Consider the following 16,908-nt stretch of genomic DNA (forward strand, 5'->3'; position numbering starts at 1 on the left):
TCTGGAGATCCCCATGACCAAAGTTCTCGTGCTTTATTATTCGGCCTACGGCCATATCGAGGCGATGGCGAACGCCGTAGCCGAAGGCGCGCGCGAAGTCGGCGCTACTGTCGACATCAAGCGTGTTCCCGAACTGGTGCCGTTGGAAGTCGCGAAAGCCTCCTACTACAAGATCGATCAGGCGGCGCCGATCGCCAAAATCGACGATCTCGCCAATTATGACGCGATCGTCGTCGGCACCGGCACGCGCTTCGGCCGCATGGCATCTCAGATGGCGAACTTTCTTGATCAGGCCGGCGGCCTCTGGGCCAAGGGCGCGTTGCACGGCAAGGTCGGCGGCGCCTTCACCTCGAGCGCGACCCAGCATGGCGGCCAGGAGACCACGCTGTTTTCGATCATCACCAACCTGCTGCATTTCGGCATGGTCATCGTCGGCATGAATTACGGCTTTGCCGGCCAGATGAAGCTCGATGAAGTGACGGGCGGCGCGCCCTATGGCGCCACCACGATCACTGGCGGCGACGGCAGCCGCCAGCCATCCGAGAACGAGCTCGCAGGTGCGCGCTATCAGGGCCGCGCCATCGCGGAGGCCGCGAAGAAGCTGCACGGCTAAACGCGATGGGGCGGCACCTTCAACGAGGAACGCCGCCCCATCAAGTTTGTCAGCACTCGAATTCTACCGCGCGAGACCAACGGGGCGAGCGCTGGCGGGCGATTGGCGCCATCGCCACTGCGCCAGGCGCGCGAACAATTTCTGGCCCGGCCGCTCGATCAAATAATAGCTCGCGCTGGCGACGGCGACGAGAAACACAAGAAAGAGCAGCGTGGCCACAATCGGCAGGACCTGACCGCCGAGCACGATCAGCTTGCCGGCTTCTCCTCCCAGCGCCGAGCTTACGCCTTCCGTCGTCGTCAGCACCCGGCCTGTGATCTTCTCCGCGATCGAAACCGGCCGATCGACGAAGTTGAAGATGATGAACGCCTGCCACATGTAGATCGAATACGAAACCTTGCCGAGCCAGTCGTTGCCCCGGTTCGACATCAGACGCGAAACCGGTCCGGCCTCGAACGCAAACACGAAGACCACGGCCGAAAATACCAGCGGCGCGAAAAACGAAGTGCCGCCGCGCCCGGCCGTTGACAGATATTCCACGATGAGGATCAGCATCGCCAATTCCGGAAATCTGGAATCAAGCATGGCTTTGGGCGTGACCTGGAACAGCCGGTAGGTCAGGTGGCCGACCAGAAAGCCATACAGGCAGCGAACAAACCCGAGGTCGTAGCTCGCATCCATGCCATGCTGCGAAAACAGGATGAGGATCAACACGCTGAACGCCAGGATGAGCACGACCAGGACCAAGGCCGCGAAGCGAAATCGCGCCAGCCAGGTCGAACTGACGACGAGAACCGCGGCGAATACCAGATAGGTCCAGAACTCCGCGCAAATGCTCCAGCTCGGCGGATTCCAGGTCAAATGCGGGATCAGGCCGAATGACTGGCCGAAAACCAGATTGATCGGAAGGGTGTCGAGCGAGTTGGCGCCGGTGAACGGCGGCAGATAAAAAGATGCGCCGCGCGATGCGAGCACCGCCTTGGCGCTTTCGGCCGCCACAAACGCCAGCAACACCACCACGTGAAGCGGCCAGAGGCGGCCGAACCGGCGGATGGCAAACACACCCCAATCGTCGAGCGTCTTCAGCCGGTCGGCATAGCTGTAGGTAATGACAAAGCCGCTCAGTACGAAGAAGAAGTCGACAAAGAGATAGCCATTGCGAACGAAGTCGAGCGGATAGATGGCGCTGTAGAGATTGAGATGAAACAATGCGACGAGCAGCGCGGCAACGCCACGCCAGCCGTCAAGCACGCGAAAATGTGCTTTCGTCGCTCCGGGAGACGAAGCCATCTCATTCTTCATGTGACGGCCTGCCCAGCACACGCTCCACCAGGTGCGAAAGCCACGGATAGCGCCGCAACCCTTGCGCGGTATGATCGCGCAAAACGTAAGGGACGCCGCGCCAGCCGAGCGCGATGCTCGCGTCAGTCAGCGGAATTTGGGTAGCGCCGAAGCGCCGCTTGAAGGCGTAATTGCCGACGCTGAGATCGAAGCGACGTACGCCCATTTCGTGAAGTGCCGCCATGGTGCGCTCGACGACGAGCTTGCTCGGTGAACAGTGCGACCAGCGCGCACCGGCGTTGCTGATCCTCAGGACGGCGAAATAGTCGCCGTGCCTGACGCCCAGCATGGTCGCGACGACGCCCTCATCGCAAGTCAGCTCTGAGACGACCACATAACCCTTCGGCAGCCCGCGCCTGACGAGATCGCGATAAAAGCCGCCGTGAACACCATCATTGAGGACGAATTTCAGACCGAGCTTCTGCATGCGCGCGCGTTGCTGCGCATCCATCACGTCGACGGTCTTCAAGGCCGCATCGACCGATTCGATCATGCGAAACGCCGCACCGGGATTGCGGTTGAAGACGCGCCAGTATCGGGGCATCTGGATTCGCTTGATCGAGGTACGATAGACTTCGAAGTCGTCTCCGGTTTCGATGATGTTGCCGTTGAGAGAGCTCGAACCCTCGCGACCGAGCAAGGCGAGCGGATTGATCACGCCGGCGATCTTGCCGGGCATTTTTCGCATGCGAACAAGATCGGCACCGCCCGGCACCTTGCGCAGCTCCGCAACCAGCGCCTTTGCGATGGCACGCGCTTCCGAGATGTCGAATGCGACGCCCGCCCGCAACAGCGGCGCGTTGTAGTCGGTGACGTTCAGATCGGCGAATTCGACGATACGCACGCCGCGGCGCACGTGGCGGATCATTGGCACGAGCGCAACCTTGCGTCCGGTCGTGGCGTCACTCACGATTGCAATGAGCGGCGATACGTTCGCGAAGGCGCTGTACCAGGCATCGAACCACAGCGGATGCTGGAAGGCGGTTTCCTGGCCGTCGGCAGACCAGCACGCAGCGGCCTGTTTCCAGTCATCTACAAAATCGATCTTGAATCTCGCAGGCGGAGATGAGGCGCGCGCGACGGTTTGTTCGGCTTCCACAACCGTCATCGTACGCCGACTTCCTTCGGCCGACCCTTCCTGCGAAGATTCGACAGCAAGAGGCCGCCATCGCGGTTTGGAGGTCTTTTCAAGCTCGCCGCTGATTGCCGCCAATTTTGCACACGGCCCGGTTGGGTCTCTTCGTTATAGCGATGTGGAGCGAACGCCCGATCTTTCGCTGTTTATCCCGCAAAAACGGGGCTTAAGGCAATCGCGGGAGCTGATAGTAAGACAATCACAGGGATATATGGCTAACGTCGAAGCCGATGGAACCGCGCAAGAAGAACAGGACGCGCCTCTTTTTCGAAATCCTTAACACAATCCCGCAAGCAGCATGACCGCAGAGACAAAATACGAGGCGCTGTTTCTCGGCGCAGGGCCGCAGATGCAGTGCGGGGTCGGCCAATTCACGCGACTGTTATATCAGGCCATCGAGAAGCTCGATCCGGGCAGCAGTGCTGCGTTAACCTTGACGCGATCCGAAGGTTCGGTCGCCGAGATCTGGCGCGCGGCCGGCTCGGTGCGATCAGTGGTTTGCAATTTCCCGATTGTGGCGTGGAAGCGCGTCATCCTGAGGCCACTCGTCGCGCTCGCGTTCGCCCGGATGCGCGGACGCCGCGTCGTGCTCGTTCAGCACGAATGGGCGAGCCTGCACTGGCTGCGCCGCCTCACCTACCTCCCGGCTCTGCTGCTCGCCGATACGATCGTGATGTTCTCGCCGCAGGTGCGCCGCGAGCTCGCGCGTGACCCGGTCGTTGGCTGGACCGCGGCGAAATGCGTGCTGGCGCCGCTGCCGCCCAATATCGAGGCTCCCTCGCAAACGGCCGACTCCCCGTTGCGCCAGCGGCTCGAGGCCGCGCGCCAGGACGGCCGGCTGGTGATCGGACATTTCGGATCAATCTATCCCGGCAAGCAGCCCAACACGCTCCTCAATGTCACGGCCGTTCTCAGGGAGCGCGGCCGCAATCCGCTCACCGCCTATATCGGCTCCTTCATCAAGGCTTTGGATAATGTCGAGGAAGATTTTCAGGCGTGGGTGAGCGAGCTGAAGCTTTCGGAAGATGTCATCGTCTCGGGCTATGTTGATTCAAGCGCGGAGGTATTCGGACTGTTTGGCGAGGTCGACGCCTTTTGTTATCCGCTTGAAGAAGGGCTGACAGCGCGCCGCGCCAGCATCCTAACCGCCGTGCAAACCGGCCGTCCGGTGATCGTGACCGGCCCTGCCGAGGCGGACGAATTCGATCATCACGCGCGCTTCAAGGAATTGATCGAGCATGGCGCCATCGTGCTGGTGCCGCGCGGATCGGACGATGCGGTCTATGCGGACGCCATCGTCACTTCGCTCAAGCAATCGAGGACATATCCTCCGTTTGATTTCGCGGATTGGTGGCGTGACGCTGCGAATGCCATCAAGGCGCAGCTCTAGAACGTGCAGCGTTCAGTAGCGTCACTCGGCGAGGCGAAACCGCGCCAGATAGTGCAGCCCGAACATGGCCACCAGCATGGTGAACCACATCGGATCGGCGCGGTCGAAGAAGAAACTTTCCAGCGAGGAGAGATATAGTCCGAACAGCCAGACCTGGAGCAACGCCTGCGCCAGCGGCCCGTTGTTGCAACCTTCATCGGCGGCCTGAAAATCGCGCAAGGGTCCGACGACAAATGCCGCGATCAGCAGCGCCAGACCCGGAAGCCCCAAAGCAAGCGCAATATCAAGATATCCGTTGTGGCTGTGGGCGGCGGTAGCGGCCCACTCCATGCCCTGCGGCAGATTTCGAACAGCGCTGCTGCCCCAGAACGCCGAGAACCCATATCCAGTCCACAGCTTCAGCCGCGCCACCTCCAATCCGAACGTCCAGATGTCGGTACGGCCGGTAAAGCTCGCGTCCAACGGCAACGCCTTGGAGATCGCCGCCAGGGTTTCGCTCACCACGCTGCCAATGCCGATCATGTTGAGCAGCACGAGCGGCATCAGCAACACCACCGCGCGGAACCAGAACGAGCGGATCATCGCCGCGAGCGACGTCAACACCAGTACACCGAGACACAGTGCCAGCGCGCTTTTTCCCTCGGTGTTGATCAGGAACAGAAGTGTCAAGCCGACGGCGATCGCCCCGGCCAGCCACGAACCGGCACGCATGACGTAAATGCCAAGGAACAACAGCATCGCCATCATGCCCGCGGCCATGTTCTTGTGCCCGAACACACCGCGCCAGGCCCCGGCCAGCGCCGGTTCTTGTGGATCGGTTGCCAGATGAATTGAAAGATTCGGAACCAGCAGAATGCCGAGATAGCAAACCGCCAGCAGCGTCAGGATCGCAACTGCGAGCCAGTTCCTCAATTCGGTCTGGCTTTTGGGCAGCAACATCAAAGATGCGGCAACTGCTGCGACGCTAAGCGCCAGCACCAGGCGGCGCGCTGACGTGCCGGGCTCGATCGACATCACCACCATCACGGCAATCCAGGCACCGAGCGCGAGATAGGCTGCCGAGAGTAGCGTCGCAAAGCCTCGTGCGCCGTCGCGCATGGCGAGTGCAACCGTCAGCACGGCAAAGCCGCCAAAGGCCGCATAGGTCCATACTTCGTTGCCCATCTGCACGTCGGTGAGCAGCATGTCGCTGAGGTCGATGAACGGGCGCATCGATATCCATGCCAGCAGCAGCGCGCCGATAAAGGCGCCCGCCCGCATGAGGTCAATGACTTGCTGGCCGCGCAGCCCATCGGCGACGGCCCGGAAATCGGATGTGACGGCGAATTGGCTCAAGATACGGCTCAAGCGGTGATCTTCGATGCTTTATAGGGTTGAAGTTCGATTCCGATGGCCGCCAGCAGACCGCCGGCAGCGACAATCATCGGATGCAGGGCGATCAGCGGCCTCCACTCGGTGAAAAGCAGACGAACGGCACGGATCACCGATAGCGGCAACAGCGCTAACACCTTGGCGGCAAGTCTGATGCGCGACCACCGCGTCTCGGCGACCTTGCGCTGGACGCGATAATTGATCGCACCGATGCGAAGGCCACGCAGCGCAATCCACGACAGCCGCGTTCTGACATCCGGAACGGTTTCGGCAATAACTGCGTCAGCAACCCAGTAAAACTGCATTCCGGCGCGACGGCAGCGGGTGAAAAAATCGACATCGCCGCCACCGAGAAAGTTGAAACGCAGATCGAAGGCAGGACACCCAAGCCTTTCGAAGGCCCGCCGCCGGATCAGACAGTTTCCGCAGCCATAGATGATCGGCACGGGACCGCTGGTGTCATAGGCCGGACGAAATGCGGGATGACGCTGCAATCCGCGCTTCGCGTCGTCATTGAAAAGCTGCAGCACCGGCCCGCCGACAATATCGGCGTCGGTCACCATCGCGGCTTGTACCATCCGCTCCAGCCAATCCGGTGATGCGACCTCGTCGTCGTCGATCATCAGAAAGTCGGTCGCGTCGGGAAAAATGGATCGCGCGGTTTCGAATGCCGCATTGATCGCCTGGCAGTTGCCTTGCCGCGGCTCGACCACGCAAAGGCCGGTCAACTTTCCACTCCGAAGGAATTCGTTGGCAACCGGCACGCTGCCGCAGGCCGACGCGTCGTTTTCAACCATCACGACGGCAAAGCGGCGGTTCGTGCGCTGATCGACCAGTGACTGAAGTGTCTTTCGCAAATGATCCGGACGACGAAAGCAGGGGACGCAAACCACGATCCCGATCGTCGGATCGAGCGCGGGCGACATCATCACGATCGCGCGCGAAGGATCTCGGGAGAGGTGATTATCCTCTGGCATGGTCTCAACAAAACTCATGATACAATCCAGGAAGGCGCGTCACCGCGCGGCTTAAGCAAATTTTCGGCGATATTCTTCAATCACGTCGAACAAAGGCTTTGGCTTAAACTCGGCGTCAAGTGGTAGCGGCCGGTTCGGCATACCATCGGCGCGCTTAAAGAAGGTTGGTACCCAGGTGTATCGATCGGTCAGGCCCCACGTCAGGATCGCCTTTGGCCGGACGACCTCGCAACACGCGTCAAGGAATTGGGCAGCCATTGCGGCGACAAGAGCATCGCGCTCCCCGATTTTTCCAGGCAGATCTTTGTCGACCACATCGAGCTCCGTGATCAGGACGTCGAGCTTGAGGGCGACAATCTCCGCCAGAAGCGCTTGCAAACCGTCGCGATCGATGGTCCGGCCGGCAAACAGATGCGCTTGCAGGCCAACTGCGTGCAGCGGCACGTCGCGGTCTCGCAGCCAGCGCAGCAATTGAATCAGCGCCTTGCGCCGCGCCTCGAAGCGCGCACCATGGTATTCAACGTCATATTCGTTAAGCACGAGTTTCGCATCCGGATCAGCCGAGGCGGTGGCCTTGAACGCAATCGGCAGGTATTCCGGGCCCAGCCGGTTCATCCAAATCGAAGGCCGTAGTGAAAACCGGTCCTGCGGCCAATCCGCGAGCGGTTCGTTCACCACGTCCCACGACGGGACGGTGCCCCGGTATCGGGACACAACTGTCTCAATATGGTCGACCAGCTCCCGTTCGGCTTCAGCGCCGTTGGCAAACTCCGAGGTCCATGCCGGCAGCGCGCCGTACCAGGCGAGCGTGTGGCCGCGAATCTCGATACGGTTCTGCCTCGCAAAATCGACCAACGCGTCGGCGTTCTCAAACCGGTACTCGCCCCGCTTGGGGTGAATGTCCGACCACTTCATTTCCCCTTCCGGGACGATGATCTCGCACATTGCGGCGACAGCGGCGCGATAAGTCGGATCAGAAGCCAGTGCACCGGCACGCACCGCAGCTCCGTATGGAATCGGCGCTGCCCCAGCCGCGCGCGAAAGATGCGGCGGTTCTGCCGCAAACGCGGAAAGGCCCGAGAGACCGAGAGCGAGGCTGCCGGTCGTCTGAGCCAGAAATTTGCGCCGGGACGGCAGCAGTGTCGTCATGGTTTCCCATCAGGAGGCATGAGCAAGTTGGCCGCTTGAGCCATCGCGCCACTGAGCAGCAAAATCCGGTCCAACGGAAGTGATCAGGAGCGTGCCTGTCGACGATGTAGTTAACGTCCGCGATTAACTACCTTCGACACACCCGAGCAAAAGCGCGCATCCCGGCATTGATCTTGCTCTCTTGGCCCTGCCATAGAATTGTCTGCAGGAAACCATGAATTCTAACGCCTTCGAACAGATGCCGGAGCAAAGCAGTGTCGCGCTGTTAACGCCGACCTATGCGCGCGACCTGTCGCTCTGCGCGTTGCTTTGCGAAAGTGTCGACCGCCATGCCCGGTCGTTTTCGAAGCATTATCTGCTCGTACCCGATTCCGACCTCGCGCTGTTCTCCCACTTCGAAGGTCCGCAGCGAACGGTGCTGTCCGCAAGCCAATTCCTGCCAGGGTGGCTGCGCCCCCTGCCCTCTATCATCCGTCGCCAGCGTCGTCAGCATTGGTGGTCGCTTCGCGCCAGGCCCGTGAGCGGCTGGCATATTCAACAGATTCTCAAGATTGCGGCGGCGGCGACACTGGCCCATTCGCGCTTTTGCATATTCGATTCGGACGTTGTGCTTTTCCGGGATTTCGACCTGGCGCCATATCGATTTCCGGAACTGCTGCCGTTGCACAGGGTGCCGAACGGCATCACGCCGGGGCATGTCAAGCACGCGCGCTGGATCGAGACCACGCATCGTATGCTTGGTCTACCGACGCCTTCCCTTCCAGCGACAGACTTCATCGGCCACATCATATTTTGGGATCAACTGGCCATCCGCGGCATGATCCGGAAAATCGAAAGCACGACGGGTCTTGGCTGGATTGAGGCGCTCTGCCGCACCCGGGAGTTTTCCGAATATCTGCTGTATGGCTATTTCGTGCAGAGCGAGGCGCCGTTGCGCGCCATGCACGAGCCAACCCTGAGCACCGGCTGCATCAGCTATTGGGATCAGTTCAAACTCGATAAAGCCGCGCTCACTCGCCTACTCGGCGCGGCGACCGCGAACGATTTCGCCTTTTCCGCTGCGTCGTTCTCGGAAACCTCGCCCGCCACCATCCGCGAGGTCATCGACGACCAGCGAGGTCAGACCAGAATGCCCATCCAACTGCGGGAACCCGCGGGACTTGGCGCGCGATGATGATCGGCCTGGCGAGCATCAACCTGACCGCAAACGCCCTCTCGGCGGGCCTTGGACTGCTGGGCGTCTTCATTTTCACGCGGCTGTTCGCGCCACACGAATACGGCGTCTATCTTCTCGGGGTCGGGTTTGCTTCCGTGGTCAGCACTTTCCTGGCCGGCTGGTTCCGCAATTTGATCTTGAGCGAGCACGCGCGGGACAACGGCGCCGACATTCGCGGCGTCGTTCTTCACGGTTACCTCTTGTGCTGCCTCACTGCGCCGGCCGCGTACGGATTGGGACGCCTCGTCGGGCTTGATGCGGCGCCTGCCCTCGCCGCCGTATCGCTGGCCATTGCCGTCGGCCTGTTCGAACTCACCCAGGATCTTGCCCGTGCGCGGCTTCGTGCGCTCACGGCGCTGAAGGGAACATTGGCTCGCGCGACGTCGTCGCTCTGCCTCGGCGTGACGGTCGCCTTCGTCGCTCCCGAAGGATCGTTCCTGCTAAGCTCCGCGGCGCTCGCCTGCGTTGTTGCGGTGATTGTGCAATGGTCAACCACTTGGCGCGGAACTAAGAGCAAATTCGAAACGCCCATTCGATCCGTCGCGCTCCAGGGCTTGCCACTCACACTGTCGCTCACTTTGCTTGCGATCTCGAGCGTGACCGACCGGTTCATGATCGCAAACCTGATCGGGTCTGCGGATACCGGCAGGTATATCGCCGGCCTCGATCTAGTCCGCCAGACGCTGATGCTGCCCGCGATGAGCGCCGCCGCCGCTTTCATTCCGATGGCTGTGCAGATCCATGCAAGCCGAGGCCGCGCCGCTGTGCGATCGCATCTGGCCGAATGCGTCGAGCTGCTTTTCGGCGCTACGTTGCCGGCCTGCCTCGGCTTCGCTGCGATCTCCCCGCATATTGCCAACGTCGTCTTCGGCGCCGATTTCCGGGAAGTTGCCGCGCAAACGATGCCGATCCTGGCGGTCGCGGTGGTCTTCCAGATTTTGACGCAGCAGTACCTTCACTCAAGTTTCCTGCTGTCGGGGCGAAACAGCTTCTATCTGATCAACATCGGCGCGATCATCGCGGCCAACGTGGCGTTGTCTTATGTTTTCGTGAGTGACTACGGTCCTCTTGGTGCGGCATGGGCCAGACTTTGCGCTGATGCCTTCGGATTTTTCGTGGCGCTTGCGCTTTCGAGGCGGGCCTTTCCCGTTCCCATGCCGATCGGCCGGCTGACGCTGACCATGATCGCCGGCCTGCTCATGGCATCCGTAGTCGTCGCGACCGACAGAATCCTTCACGTCTCCGATTTCGTCGCGTGTGTCGTTCTGGTGGCAACGGGAATGACGAGTTACCTGGCTTTGTGCTGGCTGCTCGACATCTGCCACGCGCGCAGACGTTTGCGGGCCGCCTTCGCATTTTCCCGCCAGAGGTTTGCAAACATTGCCGCTCGATCGGCGCGCCAATGGAAGCGATCAATCGCAACAGGTGTGCGGCGTCATGTCGAAGAGTAACGATCGATTAACCTTTGCGTCATGGCGCGCCGTCGTCGGCGATCAGAGCCGCGTGCACCGCTATGACTTAAACGGTTTCTTTGCTAATTCGGTGAATAGTCCATCAAAGAGTATGGTTAATTTTTGCTGTTGCGTTCGTTCCTTGCCCGACGTGACCCGAGAAGTAGCCGCTCAGCCGACGCGTTCGGCGGTTCGAATGGAAACCGGGGTTCATGCTGGCGTATGACCAACCTATAACGCGATCCAAGCCGGACGCCGGGCCAAAGCCCGCGCGACCCTCCGCCGGCTTGAACGTGTTGCAGCTCGTGCAGTTGCTGTGGCGGCGCAAGACCGCGATCGCGGCCGCGGGCTTGATCGGCGCCTGCGCGGCGATCGCGATCGGCAAAAGCCTGACGCCGAAATATTTCGCGACTTCCCAACTTTACGTCGACCCGCGCGAGTTGCAGCTCGTCGATCGCGAACTGACGCCGCGCTCGCAGGACATTTCCGGTCTTGCGATGGTGGTCGAAAGCCAGGCCCGCGTGATTACGTCCAACAGCGTTTTGACGCATGTCATCCAGAACACGCAGATCGACCGGGATCCCGAATTCGGCGGCGGCGCGAACGGAATGACGTCGAATTTGCTCGGCCTGTTTGGACTTGAAGCGCGGCAGACCAAAGCACCGGCGAACGGTCAGACCGCGGCGCTCGACGCACTCAACCGCCATATCATCGTCAAGAAAACCGATCGCACGTTCATCGTCGACATCGACGTCTGGTCCGAGGATCCCGCCAAGGCGGCGATGCTCGCCAACGCGATCTCCAGCGCCTATCTGATCGAAACCAAGAACTCGCAATCCATCGCCGCGCGGCGCGCCACTTCCGATCTGTCGGGCCGGCTGAAGGAATTGCAGGAACGGCTGCGCACCGCCGAGAACACGCTTGCGGTCTACAAGGCGCAAAACAATTTTGTCGGCACGCAGGACACGCTGATCACCGACCAGCAGTTGCTCGCAAGCAATCAGCGTCTCGCCGCGGCGCATGCCGCGACCCTCGATGCGCAAGCCAAACTTGATCAGATTGAAGCGAGCCGCCGCGCCGCGAGCGACGCCGGCGCTATTCCCGAAGCCCTGCAATCGCCGACGATTGCCAATTTGCGTGCGCAATATGCCGAAGCACGCCGGCGTCTCGCCGAGATGACGAGCGAGCTTGGGCCCCTGCATCCGTCGTTGCGGCAGATGGGAAAACAGGTCGAGGACCTGCATCGCACGGTCAGCGAGGAAATCGATCGTTACGCCCAGTCGGCGAAAAACGATCTCACGCGCGCCCGCGACTACGAAACTTCGCTCACCCGGTCTTTGGAAGCGCAAAAACGTCAGAGCGTTCAGCTCAGCCAGGCTTCGGTGCGGCTCCGCGAACTCGAGCGCGACGTCGAGGCGAGCCGCGACGTGTACCAGTCCTTCCTCAAGCGCTCGCGCGAAACCGAGGAACAGGAGAGCCTCAATACATCGAACGCGCGCATCATTGGCGAAGCCACGGTGCCGCAGCGGCGCTCGTTCCCGCCGGCCGTAAGTCTGCTGGCGGCGATCGGGCTCGTGCTCGGCGCGCTGGCGGCGGCGATGTGGTTTGCGGCGCTCGAACTGCTGTCGATCAATGCTGCCGCTGCTCCTGCCGGCCAAGTGGCCGCCGAGACTGCGACGCAACCTTCGCCGGCAAAGCCGCTGGAGAACAAGCCTGTCGCCCCCGCCACCGAGAAGCCCGGCATCGCGCGCTTGCAGGAATCCGACATGATCCGCACGCTTGGCGGCATTCTTGCGACCGGCGGCATTCCCGATTTGACGCGCCTCGGGTGGCCGACGCTGCGGGCCACCTTCCCGCTCACGACCTTCCTCAACGCGATGCGCGACATGCGCGACGCGCTCGGCCGGCGCGCCGCCGCCAACGCCGCACCGGTCGTGGCCGTCATCGGCCAGGGCGCCAGCCGCGATCGAAGCATCGTGACCTTGAACGTTGCACTCGCCGCCGCCCGCGATGATACAAGGGTGCTGGTGATCGACGCCGATCACGCGAACCGTCTGCTCTCCAACAAGCTGCAAGGCCCGCGCAAGCCGGAAGCAAAACGGCTCGGCTGGCTCTCGATCGGCAGCAAGGCCCAGCGCGCGATCAAGACCAAGAACAACATCGATGTGCTGCCCGCGATCGGATCGGGCACCGCCGAGGCCATTCGAAAGGCGATTGCGCAGGCGCGCGCCAGTGGCGACCACGACCTTATCATTATCGACGGCCCGGCGCTGCCGTTCGGCACGGATGACCTCAAGCTGATCGGCGTAGCCGACGGCCTGATCGTGACACTGCCGGCCAGCCTCGATATCAATGGCTGCATGGACGACATCATCGCCAGTCTCGGCGGCGCAGAGCGCAAGCTGATCGGTGTGGTCATCAACGAGCTGCATGCGGCTCCTGTTCAATCGGTCCGGAGCGCGCAATATGCTTGAGCGGCGCGCAAACTCGGTCGGCAGGGCCGCCACGGCCAGCATTCCCAGGATCACGCTCGGCGGGCTTCGCATCGCCGTGCTCAACCTCGAGCAAACCGCCGACTTCATGATTGACGCGGTGTTCCCGCATCGCCGGGTGACGCGCCCGATCTATCTGACCTCGGCCAACGGCGAAGTGCTGGCACGCTGCTCCACCGAACCGATGACAGACCGGCTGTTCCGCTCTGCTGATCTTATCAACGCCGATGGCCAGCCGCTGGTCGCGGTGTCGCGGCTGAAATCGCCGATGCGGCTGCCCGAACGGGTTGCGACGACCGACCTGTTCCATGTGGTGGCCCGCAAGGCCGAAGAAGCCAACCTCTCTTTCTATATGTTCGGCGCGGACGAAGCCGAAAACGCCATTGCGGTCGCCAACGTCCGCAAGATGTATCCGAAGCTGCGGATCGTCGGACATTCTCACGGCTATCTCCGGGGCGACGCATTGCGCGCCAAGGTCGACGAGATCAACGACCTCGCGCCGGACTATCTGTGGGTGGCGCTCGGCGTGCCCTATGAGCAAGCCTTCGTCGCCGAATACACATCGCGACTGACCAAGGTCGGCGTCATCAAGACCTCCGGCGGCCTTTTCAATTTCCTGTCCGGCAGCCGTGCCCGCGCGCCGCGATGGATGCAGGACGCGGGCCTGGAGTGGGTCTGGCGCATCTGGCTCGAGCCACGCCGGCTGTTCTGGCGATACTTCACCACGAATCCCCGCGCGCTTTACCTGCTGCTCAACCGCAGCCGCAGCGCGAATGCGGACTGACCGCAAAACACCTCGCGCTCAATTTCCGTAGATCGCGTGCGGCAGCCACATCGTGAGCGTCGGCACGTAGGTGATGATCATCAGCACCATCAATAGCAAAATGAGGAACGGCAACACGCCACGCACGACCTCGCCGATCGGCGCGTGCGAAATCGTCGACAGCACGAAGAGATTCAGGCCCACCGGCGGGTGAACCAGCGCAATCTCCATATTGTGGGTGAAGATGATCGAGAAGTGCACCGGATCGACGCCGAGCGCCGGCAGCACCGGCGCCAGTATAGGCAGCACCAGCAAGAGCGTCGCGATCACTTCGAGGAAACAACCGAGCACGAGCAACAGCACGTTGATCGCGAGCAGGAACTGCCACGGCGCCATGTTCTGCGCCAGCACCCATTTGACGAGTTCGGCCGGAATGCCTGAGGCCGTCATCCAGTGACCGAAGGCAAGCGCCGTGGCGACGATCAGCATGATCGCGCCTGCGCTCTTGAGCGCATCCGCCACCACCCACAGCGTTTCCGACCAGCGGAAACCGCGGTAATAAATGAGGCTCACCAGCAGCGACACCACCGCGGCAATCGCGGCGGCCTCGGTCACGGTGACGACGCCGCCATAAATGCCGACCAGCACGATCACAGGCACGATCAACGCCGGGATCGCTCGCGCAGTCACCCTGAGACGCTCGGCAAGCGGCAGGCTCGGCTCGATCGGGAATTTGCGCCGCCTGGCGTCGTACCAGACCCAGACAAAGAACACCGCGGCCTGCAACAGGCCGGGCAGTACGCCTGCGAGAAACAGGCGCGGCACCGACTGCTCGGCGACGATGCCGTAGAGGATCAGCGCCAGCGACGGCGGGATGACGATGCCGATGGTGCCGGATGCACCGACCACGCCGAGCGCAAAGCTGCGCGGATAGCCCTTCTCGATCATCGCTGGCAACAGGATCGTTCCCATCGCCAAGGCCGTTGCGACCGACGAGCCCGAGATCGCCGCAAACAGCGTGCAGGCGACGACCGTGACGAGCCCTAGCGAACCGCGCACACCGCCGAGCCAGGCGGCAGACAGGTCGACCAGCGCTTTCGCGACGCCGCCGTAGCGCATGAATGTCGCCGCCATCACGAACAACGGCAGCGACATCAGCGTCGGTGAGTTCAGGTGATCGATCATGACCTGCGCGACGCCGATCAGCGGTTCGCCGGAGGCGAAATAGAGGATTGCCGCGCACAGCCCGAGCACGAGGAAGATCGGCATGCCAACCGCGAGCAGGCCGAAGAACATCACCAGGAACAGGATCAGGAGCATGACGGGTCCGCTTCGCCTTCAGTCGACCTGTGACAACGTCGCGCTCGAGCCGGTCTGCTCATGCGCGGGGATGTGGCCGACCGTCATGGTTTCGGGATCGAAGGCGAAGAGATAGCGATAGAGCCGGATCAGGTAACGGCCGGACATCAGCGCCGCGCCGGTCGGCACCGCCGCCGAATAAAGCCACATCGGAAACTGCACGTCCGACGAGGAGCGCTCGTCCAGCATCCACGAGGTCTCGACGATGCTGTAGCCGTACCAGGCAAGGCCTGCGCAGAACGCCAGCGCGACAAGGCAATTGGCCACCTCCATCCAGCGCTGGACCCGAGGCGACACCGCGCGCAGCACCAGATCCGGCCGAACATGGCCATCGCTGCGCACGAGCTGCGAGGCCGCAAGCATGATGCCCCAGACGACGAGATAGACGATCACCTCCTCGGCCCAGGAGATCGCGTAGCGCGGCGCGATATAGCGACCGACCACCTGCACGAGGCCAACGATCATCGCGGCAAGACCGAGCAGGCCGATCAGGAGCCGCTCAGCCTTGTCCCACCATCCATCACGTCCCGCTGAACCGCCCCCACCAGCCATGTTAGCTGTGACTGCCGACAGTATCCGTCACCAGCTTGACGATGTCGGCCGACAGCTTGGTGTCGCGGATCAGATCGGCCTGCGCGGCGATCATGCGCTTGCGATCGGCAGCCACTTGATCCGCCGGCGGATCGAAGAAACTCACGCCGTTCGATTGCATGGTCTTGCGCGCGTCGGCCTGTGCCTTCGTCGACATCGCGCGGTAGCGCTCGATATTCGCGGCCCAGATGTCACGCATCAGCTTGCGCTCGGCCTCACCCAGCCTGGACCAGAAGGCGTCGCTCACCATCGGGATGTAGTTGGCGTAGAACTGATGGTCCGCATAGGAATATTTGACGCCGGCCTCCCACAGTTTGGCGGAAGTGACGCTCTCGTCGCTGGAGACAAAGCCGTCGAAAGTGCCTTGCGACAGCGCCAGCGGCACATTCGGCCACGGCGTGACGTTGGGAATGCCGTGCACGAAACCGATGCGCCAGGAAGTGCCGGCGCCGCCGGGGCTGCGGATCTTCAGCCCGTTCAAGTCTTCCAGCGAGCGGATCTCTTTCTTCGTCGTGTACCAGTTCTCGTTACCGAGCTCGAGCCAGTTGCCAAGAATGTGCGAACGCAGCTTGCCCTCGAGCAGCCTGGTGACGTGCTCGCCCGGCGCGCCGTCGCTGCAACGGCGGTACACGTCGACCGCCGGACTATAGAGCGCCGGCAACTGGCAGAAATCGACGTCGGGCACGAGCCCGGTCATGGTCCAGGTGCCGGGCGTGGCCATGTCGACCTGACCCTGAATCAGAGCCTTGGTGACGTTGAGATCGGCGAACAGCTGGCCGGAATGGAACACTTCGGCCTTGATCTTGCCCTGAGTAGCCTCCTCGATCTTGGCGAGATAATCGACAACCGCCTGGTTGCGCGGGTGCGACGGCGCGGTGTCGAGCGAACAGCGCAGCTTGATCGCATCATCCGCCAAAGCATTTCGCGACAGATACGGCGCCGTGATCGCGCCGGCGGCGGCGGCCACAAAGGCGCGCCGGTTCAACCGTGTCATCGTGTCCTCCCGAACTTTTCCGACCTGTTTTCCGGCCTCTTCGTCGGCGCAAGGATCGCGCCTGTT

At 62.0% G+C, this 16,908-nt stretch carries 14 protein-coding genes; 6 read left to right on the plus strand and 8 right to left on the minus strand.

Going from position 1 to position 16,908, the window contains the following annotated elements; translation table 11 throughout:
- Window positions 1-13: 13 nt before the first annotated feature.
- On the plus strand, window positions 14-613 hold the full coding sequence (gene wrbA, locus BUA38_RS06665; RefSeq protein WP_072817236.1) for an NAD(P)H:quinone oxidoreductase: 600 nt from the start codon (window positions 14-16) through the stop codon (window positions 611-613).
- A gap of 63 nt (window positions 614-676) precedes the next feature.
- On the opposite strand, the gene BUA38_RS06670 is transcribed toward wrbA, so the two are convergent.
- Both BUA38_RS06670 and BUA38_RS06675 read right to left on the minus strand, forming a co-directional pair.
- On the minus strand, window positions 677-1,903 hold the full coding sequence (locus tag BUA38_RS06670; RefSeq protein ID WP_172805994.1) for an acyltransferase family protein: 1,227 nt from the start codon (window positions 1,901-1,903) through the stop codon (window positions 677-679).
- 1 nt (window position 1,904) lies between these two features.
- On the minus strand, window positions 1,905-3,062 hold the full coding sequence (locus BUA38_RS06675) for a GNAT family N-acetyltransferase (protein ID WP_072817238.1): 1,158 nt from the start codon (window positions 3,060-3,062) through the stop codon (window positions 1,905-1,907).
- Between the two features lie 325 nt (window positions 3,063-3,387).
- Here BUA38_RS06675 and BUA38_RS06680 point away from each other — a divergent pair, with 325 nt between their 5' ends.
- A complete protein-coding gene (locus tag BUA38_RS06680) occupies window positions 3,388-4,479 on the plus strand; it encodes a glycosyltransferase (RefSeq protein ID WP_156898416.1) in 1,092 nt (363 codons plus the stop codon).
- Between the two features lie 21 nt (window positions 4,480-4,500).
- On the opposite strand, the gene BUA38_RS06685 is transcribed toward BUA38_RS06680, so the two are convergent.
- Genes BUA38_RS06685 through BUA38_RS06695 form a run of 3 tightly spaced genes read right to left on the minus strand, consistent with a single transcriptional unit; the run spans window position 4,501 to window position 7,976 of the window.
- On the minus strand, window positions 4,501-5,826 hold the full coding sequence (locus tag BUA38_RS06685) for an O-antigen ligase family protein (protein ID WP_172805995.1): 1,326 nt from the start codon (window positions 5,824-5,826) through the stop codon (window positions 4,501-4,503).
- Window positions 5,823-6,845: a glycosyltransferase family 2 protein gene (locus tag BUA38_RS06690; protein WP_072817239.1), complete on the minus strand. Its 1,023-nt coding sequence runs from the start codon at window positions 6,843-6,845 to the stop codon at window positions 5,823-5,825. Before BUA38_RS06690 ends, BUA38_RS06685 begins: the two co-directional genes overlap by 4 nt.
- Before the next feature lie 33 nt (window positions 6,846-6,878).
- Complete coding sequence (locus tag BUA38_RS06695; protein ID WP_072817240.1) at window positions 6,879-7,976, minus strand: endo-1,4-beta-xylanase; 1,098 nt, start codon at window positions 7,974-7,976, stop codon at window positions 6,879-6,881.
- Between the two features lie 238 nt (window positions 7,977-8,214).
- Here BUA38_RS06695 and BUA38_RS06700 point away from each other — a divergent pair, with 238 nt between their 5' ends.
- The 4 genes from BUA38_RS06700 (at window position 8,215) to BUA38_RS06715 (ending at window position 13,919) form a co-directional block, all read left to right on the plus strand.
- A complete protein-coding gene (locus BUA38_RS06700) occupies window positions 8,215-9,150 on the plus strand; it encodes a DUF6492 family protein (protein WP_072825898.1) in 936 nt (311 codons plus the stop codon).
- Window positions 9,147-10,643 carry a lipopolysaccharide biosynthesis protein gene (locus BUA38_RS06705; protein ID WP_072817241.1) on the plus strand — a complete coding sequence of 499 codons (1,497 nt, stop codon included), beginning with the start codon at window positions 9,147-9,149 and terminating at the stop codon, window positions 10,641-10,643. The genes BUA38_RS06700 and BUA38_RS06705 overlap by 4 nt, the downstream gene beginning before the upstream one ends.
- Before the next feature lie 212 nt (window positions 10,644-10,855).
- Window positions 10,856-13,117, plus strand: a complete 2,262-nt coding sequence (locus BUA38_RS06710; RefSeq protein ID WP_072817242.1) for an exopolysaccharide transport family protein — start codon at window positions 10,856-10,858, stop codon at window positions 13,115-13,117.
- Window positions 13,110-13,919, plus strand: coding sequence for a WecB/TagA/CpsF family glycosyltransferase (locus tag BUA38_RS06715; RefSeq protein ID WP_072825899.1), 810 nt, complete (start codon window positions 13,110-13,112; stop codon window positions 13,917-13,919). Before BUA38_RS06710 ends, BUA38_RS06715 begins: the two co-directional genes overlap by 8 nt.
- Window positions 13,920-13,937: 18 nt before the next feature.
- Here the strand turns inward: BUA38_RS06715 and BUA38_RS06720 are convergent, their stop codons facing one another.
- The 3 genes from BUA38_RS06720 to dctP are packed head-to-tail and all read right to left on the minus strand — an operon-like array spanning window position 13,938 to window position 16,842.
- Window positions 13,938-15,218 (minus strand): TRAP transporter large permease, encoded by a 1,281-nt coding sequence (locus BUA38_RS06720; protein ID WP_072817243.1) that lies wholly within the window; start codon window positions 15,216-15,218, stop codon window positions 13,938-13,940.
- An 18-nt stretch (window positions 15,219-15,236) separates the two neighbouring features.
- Entirely contained in the window at window positions 15,237-15,809 is a 573-nt protein-coding gene (locus BUA38_RS06725) for a TRAP transporter small permease (RefSeq protein ID WP_072817244.1), read from the minus strand.
- Between the two features lies 1 nt (window position 15,810).
- Complete coding sequence (dctP, locus tag BUA38_RS06730) at window positions 15,811-16,842, minus strand: TRAP transporter substrate-binding protein DctP (RefSeq protein WP_156898417.1); 1,032 nt, start codon at window positions 16,840-16,842, stop codon at window positions 15,811-15,813.
- Window positions 16,843-16,908: the final 66 nt, after the last annotated feature.

It is taken from the genome of Bradyrhizobium erythrophlei (genome assembly GCF_900142985.1).
GTDB classification, from domain to species: Bacteria; Pseudomonadota; Alphaproteobacteria; order Rhizobiales; family Xanthobacteraceae; genus Bradyrhizobium; species Bradyrhizobium erythrophlei_B.

Bases quoted from the DNA above. Each gene is read 5' to 3' on its own strand.
- wrbA (WP_072817236.1), top strand. From the start codon at position 14: ATGACCAAAGTTCTCGTGCTTTATTATTCGGCCTACGGCCATATCGAG.
- BUA38_RS06670 (WP_172805994.1), bottom strand. From the start codon at position 1,903: ATGGCTTCGTCTCCCGGAGCGACGAAAGCACATTTTCGCGTGCTTGAC.
- BUA38_RS06675 (WP_072817238.1), bottom strand. From the start codon at position 3,062: ATGACGGTTGTGGAAGCCGAACAAACCGTCGCGCGCGCCTCATCTCCG.
- BUA38_RS06680 (WP_156898416.1), top strand. From the start codon at position 3,388: ATGACCGCAGAGACAAAATACGAGGCGCTGTTTCTCGGCGCAGGGCCG.
- BUA38_RS06690 (WP_072817239.1), bottom strand. From the start codon at position 6,845: ATGAGTTTTGTTGAGACCATGCCAGAGGATAATCACCTCTCCCGAGAT.
- BUA38_RS06695 (WP_072817240.1), bottom strand. From the start codon at position 7,976: ATGACGACACTGCTGCCGTCCCGGCGCAAATTTCTGGCTCAGACGACC.
- BUA38_RS06700 (WP_072825898.1), top strand. From the start codon at position 8,215: ATGCCGGAGCAAAGCAGTGTCGCGCTGTTAACGCCGACCTATGCGCGC.
- BUA38_RS06705 (WP_072817241.1), top strand. From the start codon at position 9,147: ATGATGATCGGCCTGGCGAGCATCAACCTGACCGCAAACGCCCTCTCG.
- BUA38_RS06710 (WP_072817242.1), top strand. From the start codon at position 10,856: ATGCTGGCGTATGACCAACCTATAACGCGATCCAAGCCGGACGCCGGG.
- BUA38_RS06715 (WP_072825899.1), top strand. From the start codon at position 13,110: ATGCTTGAGCGGCGCGCAAACTCGGTCGGCAGGGCCGCCACGGCCAGC.
- BUA38_RS06720 (WP_072817243.1), bottom strand. From the start codon at position 15,218: ATGCTCCTGATCCTGTTCCTGGTGATGTTCTTCGGCCTGCTCGCGGTT.
- BUA38_RS06725 (WP_072817244.1), bottom strand. From the start codon at position 15,809: ATGGCTGGTGGGGGCGGTTCAGCGGGACGTGATGGATGGTGGGACAAG.
- dctP (WP_156898417.1), bottom strand. From the start codon at position 16,842: ATGACACGGTTGAACCGGCGCGCCTTTGTGGCCGCCGCCGCCGGCGCG.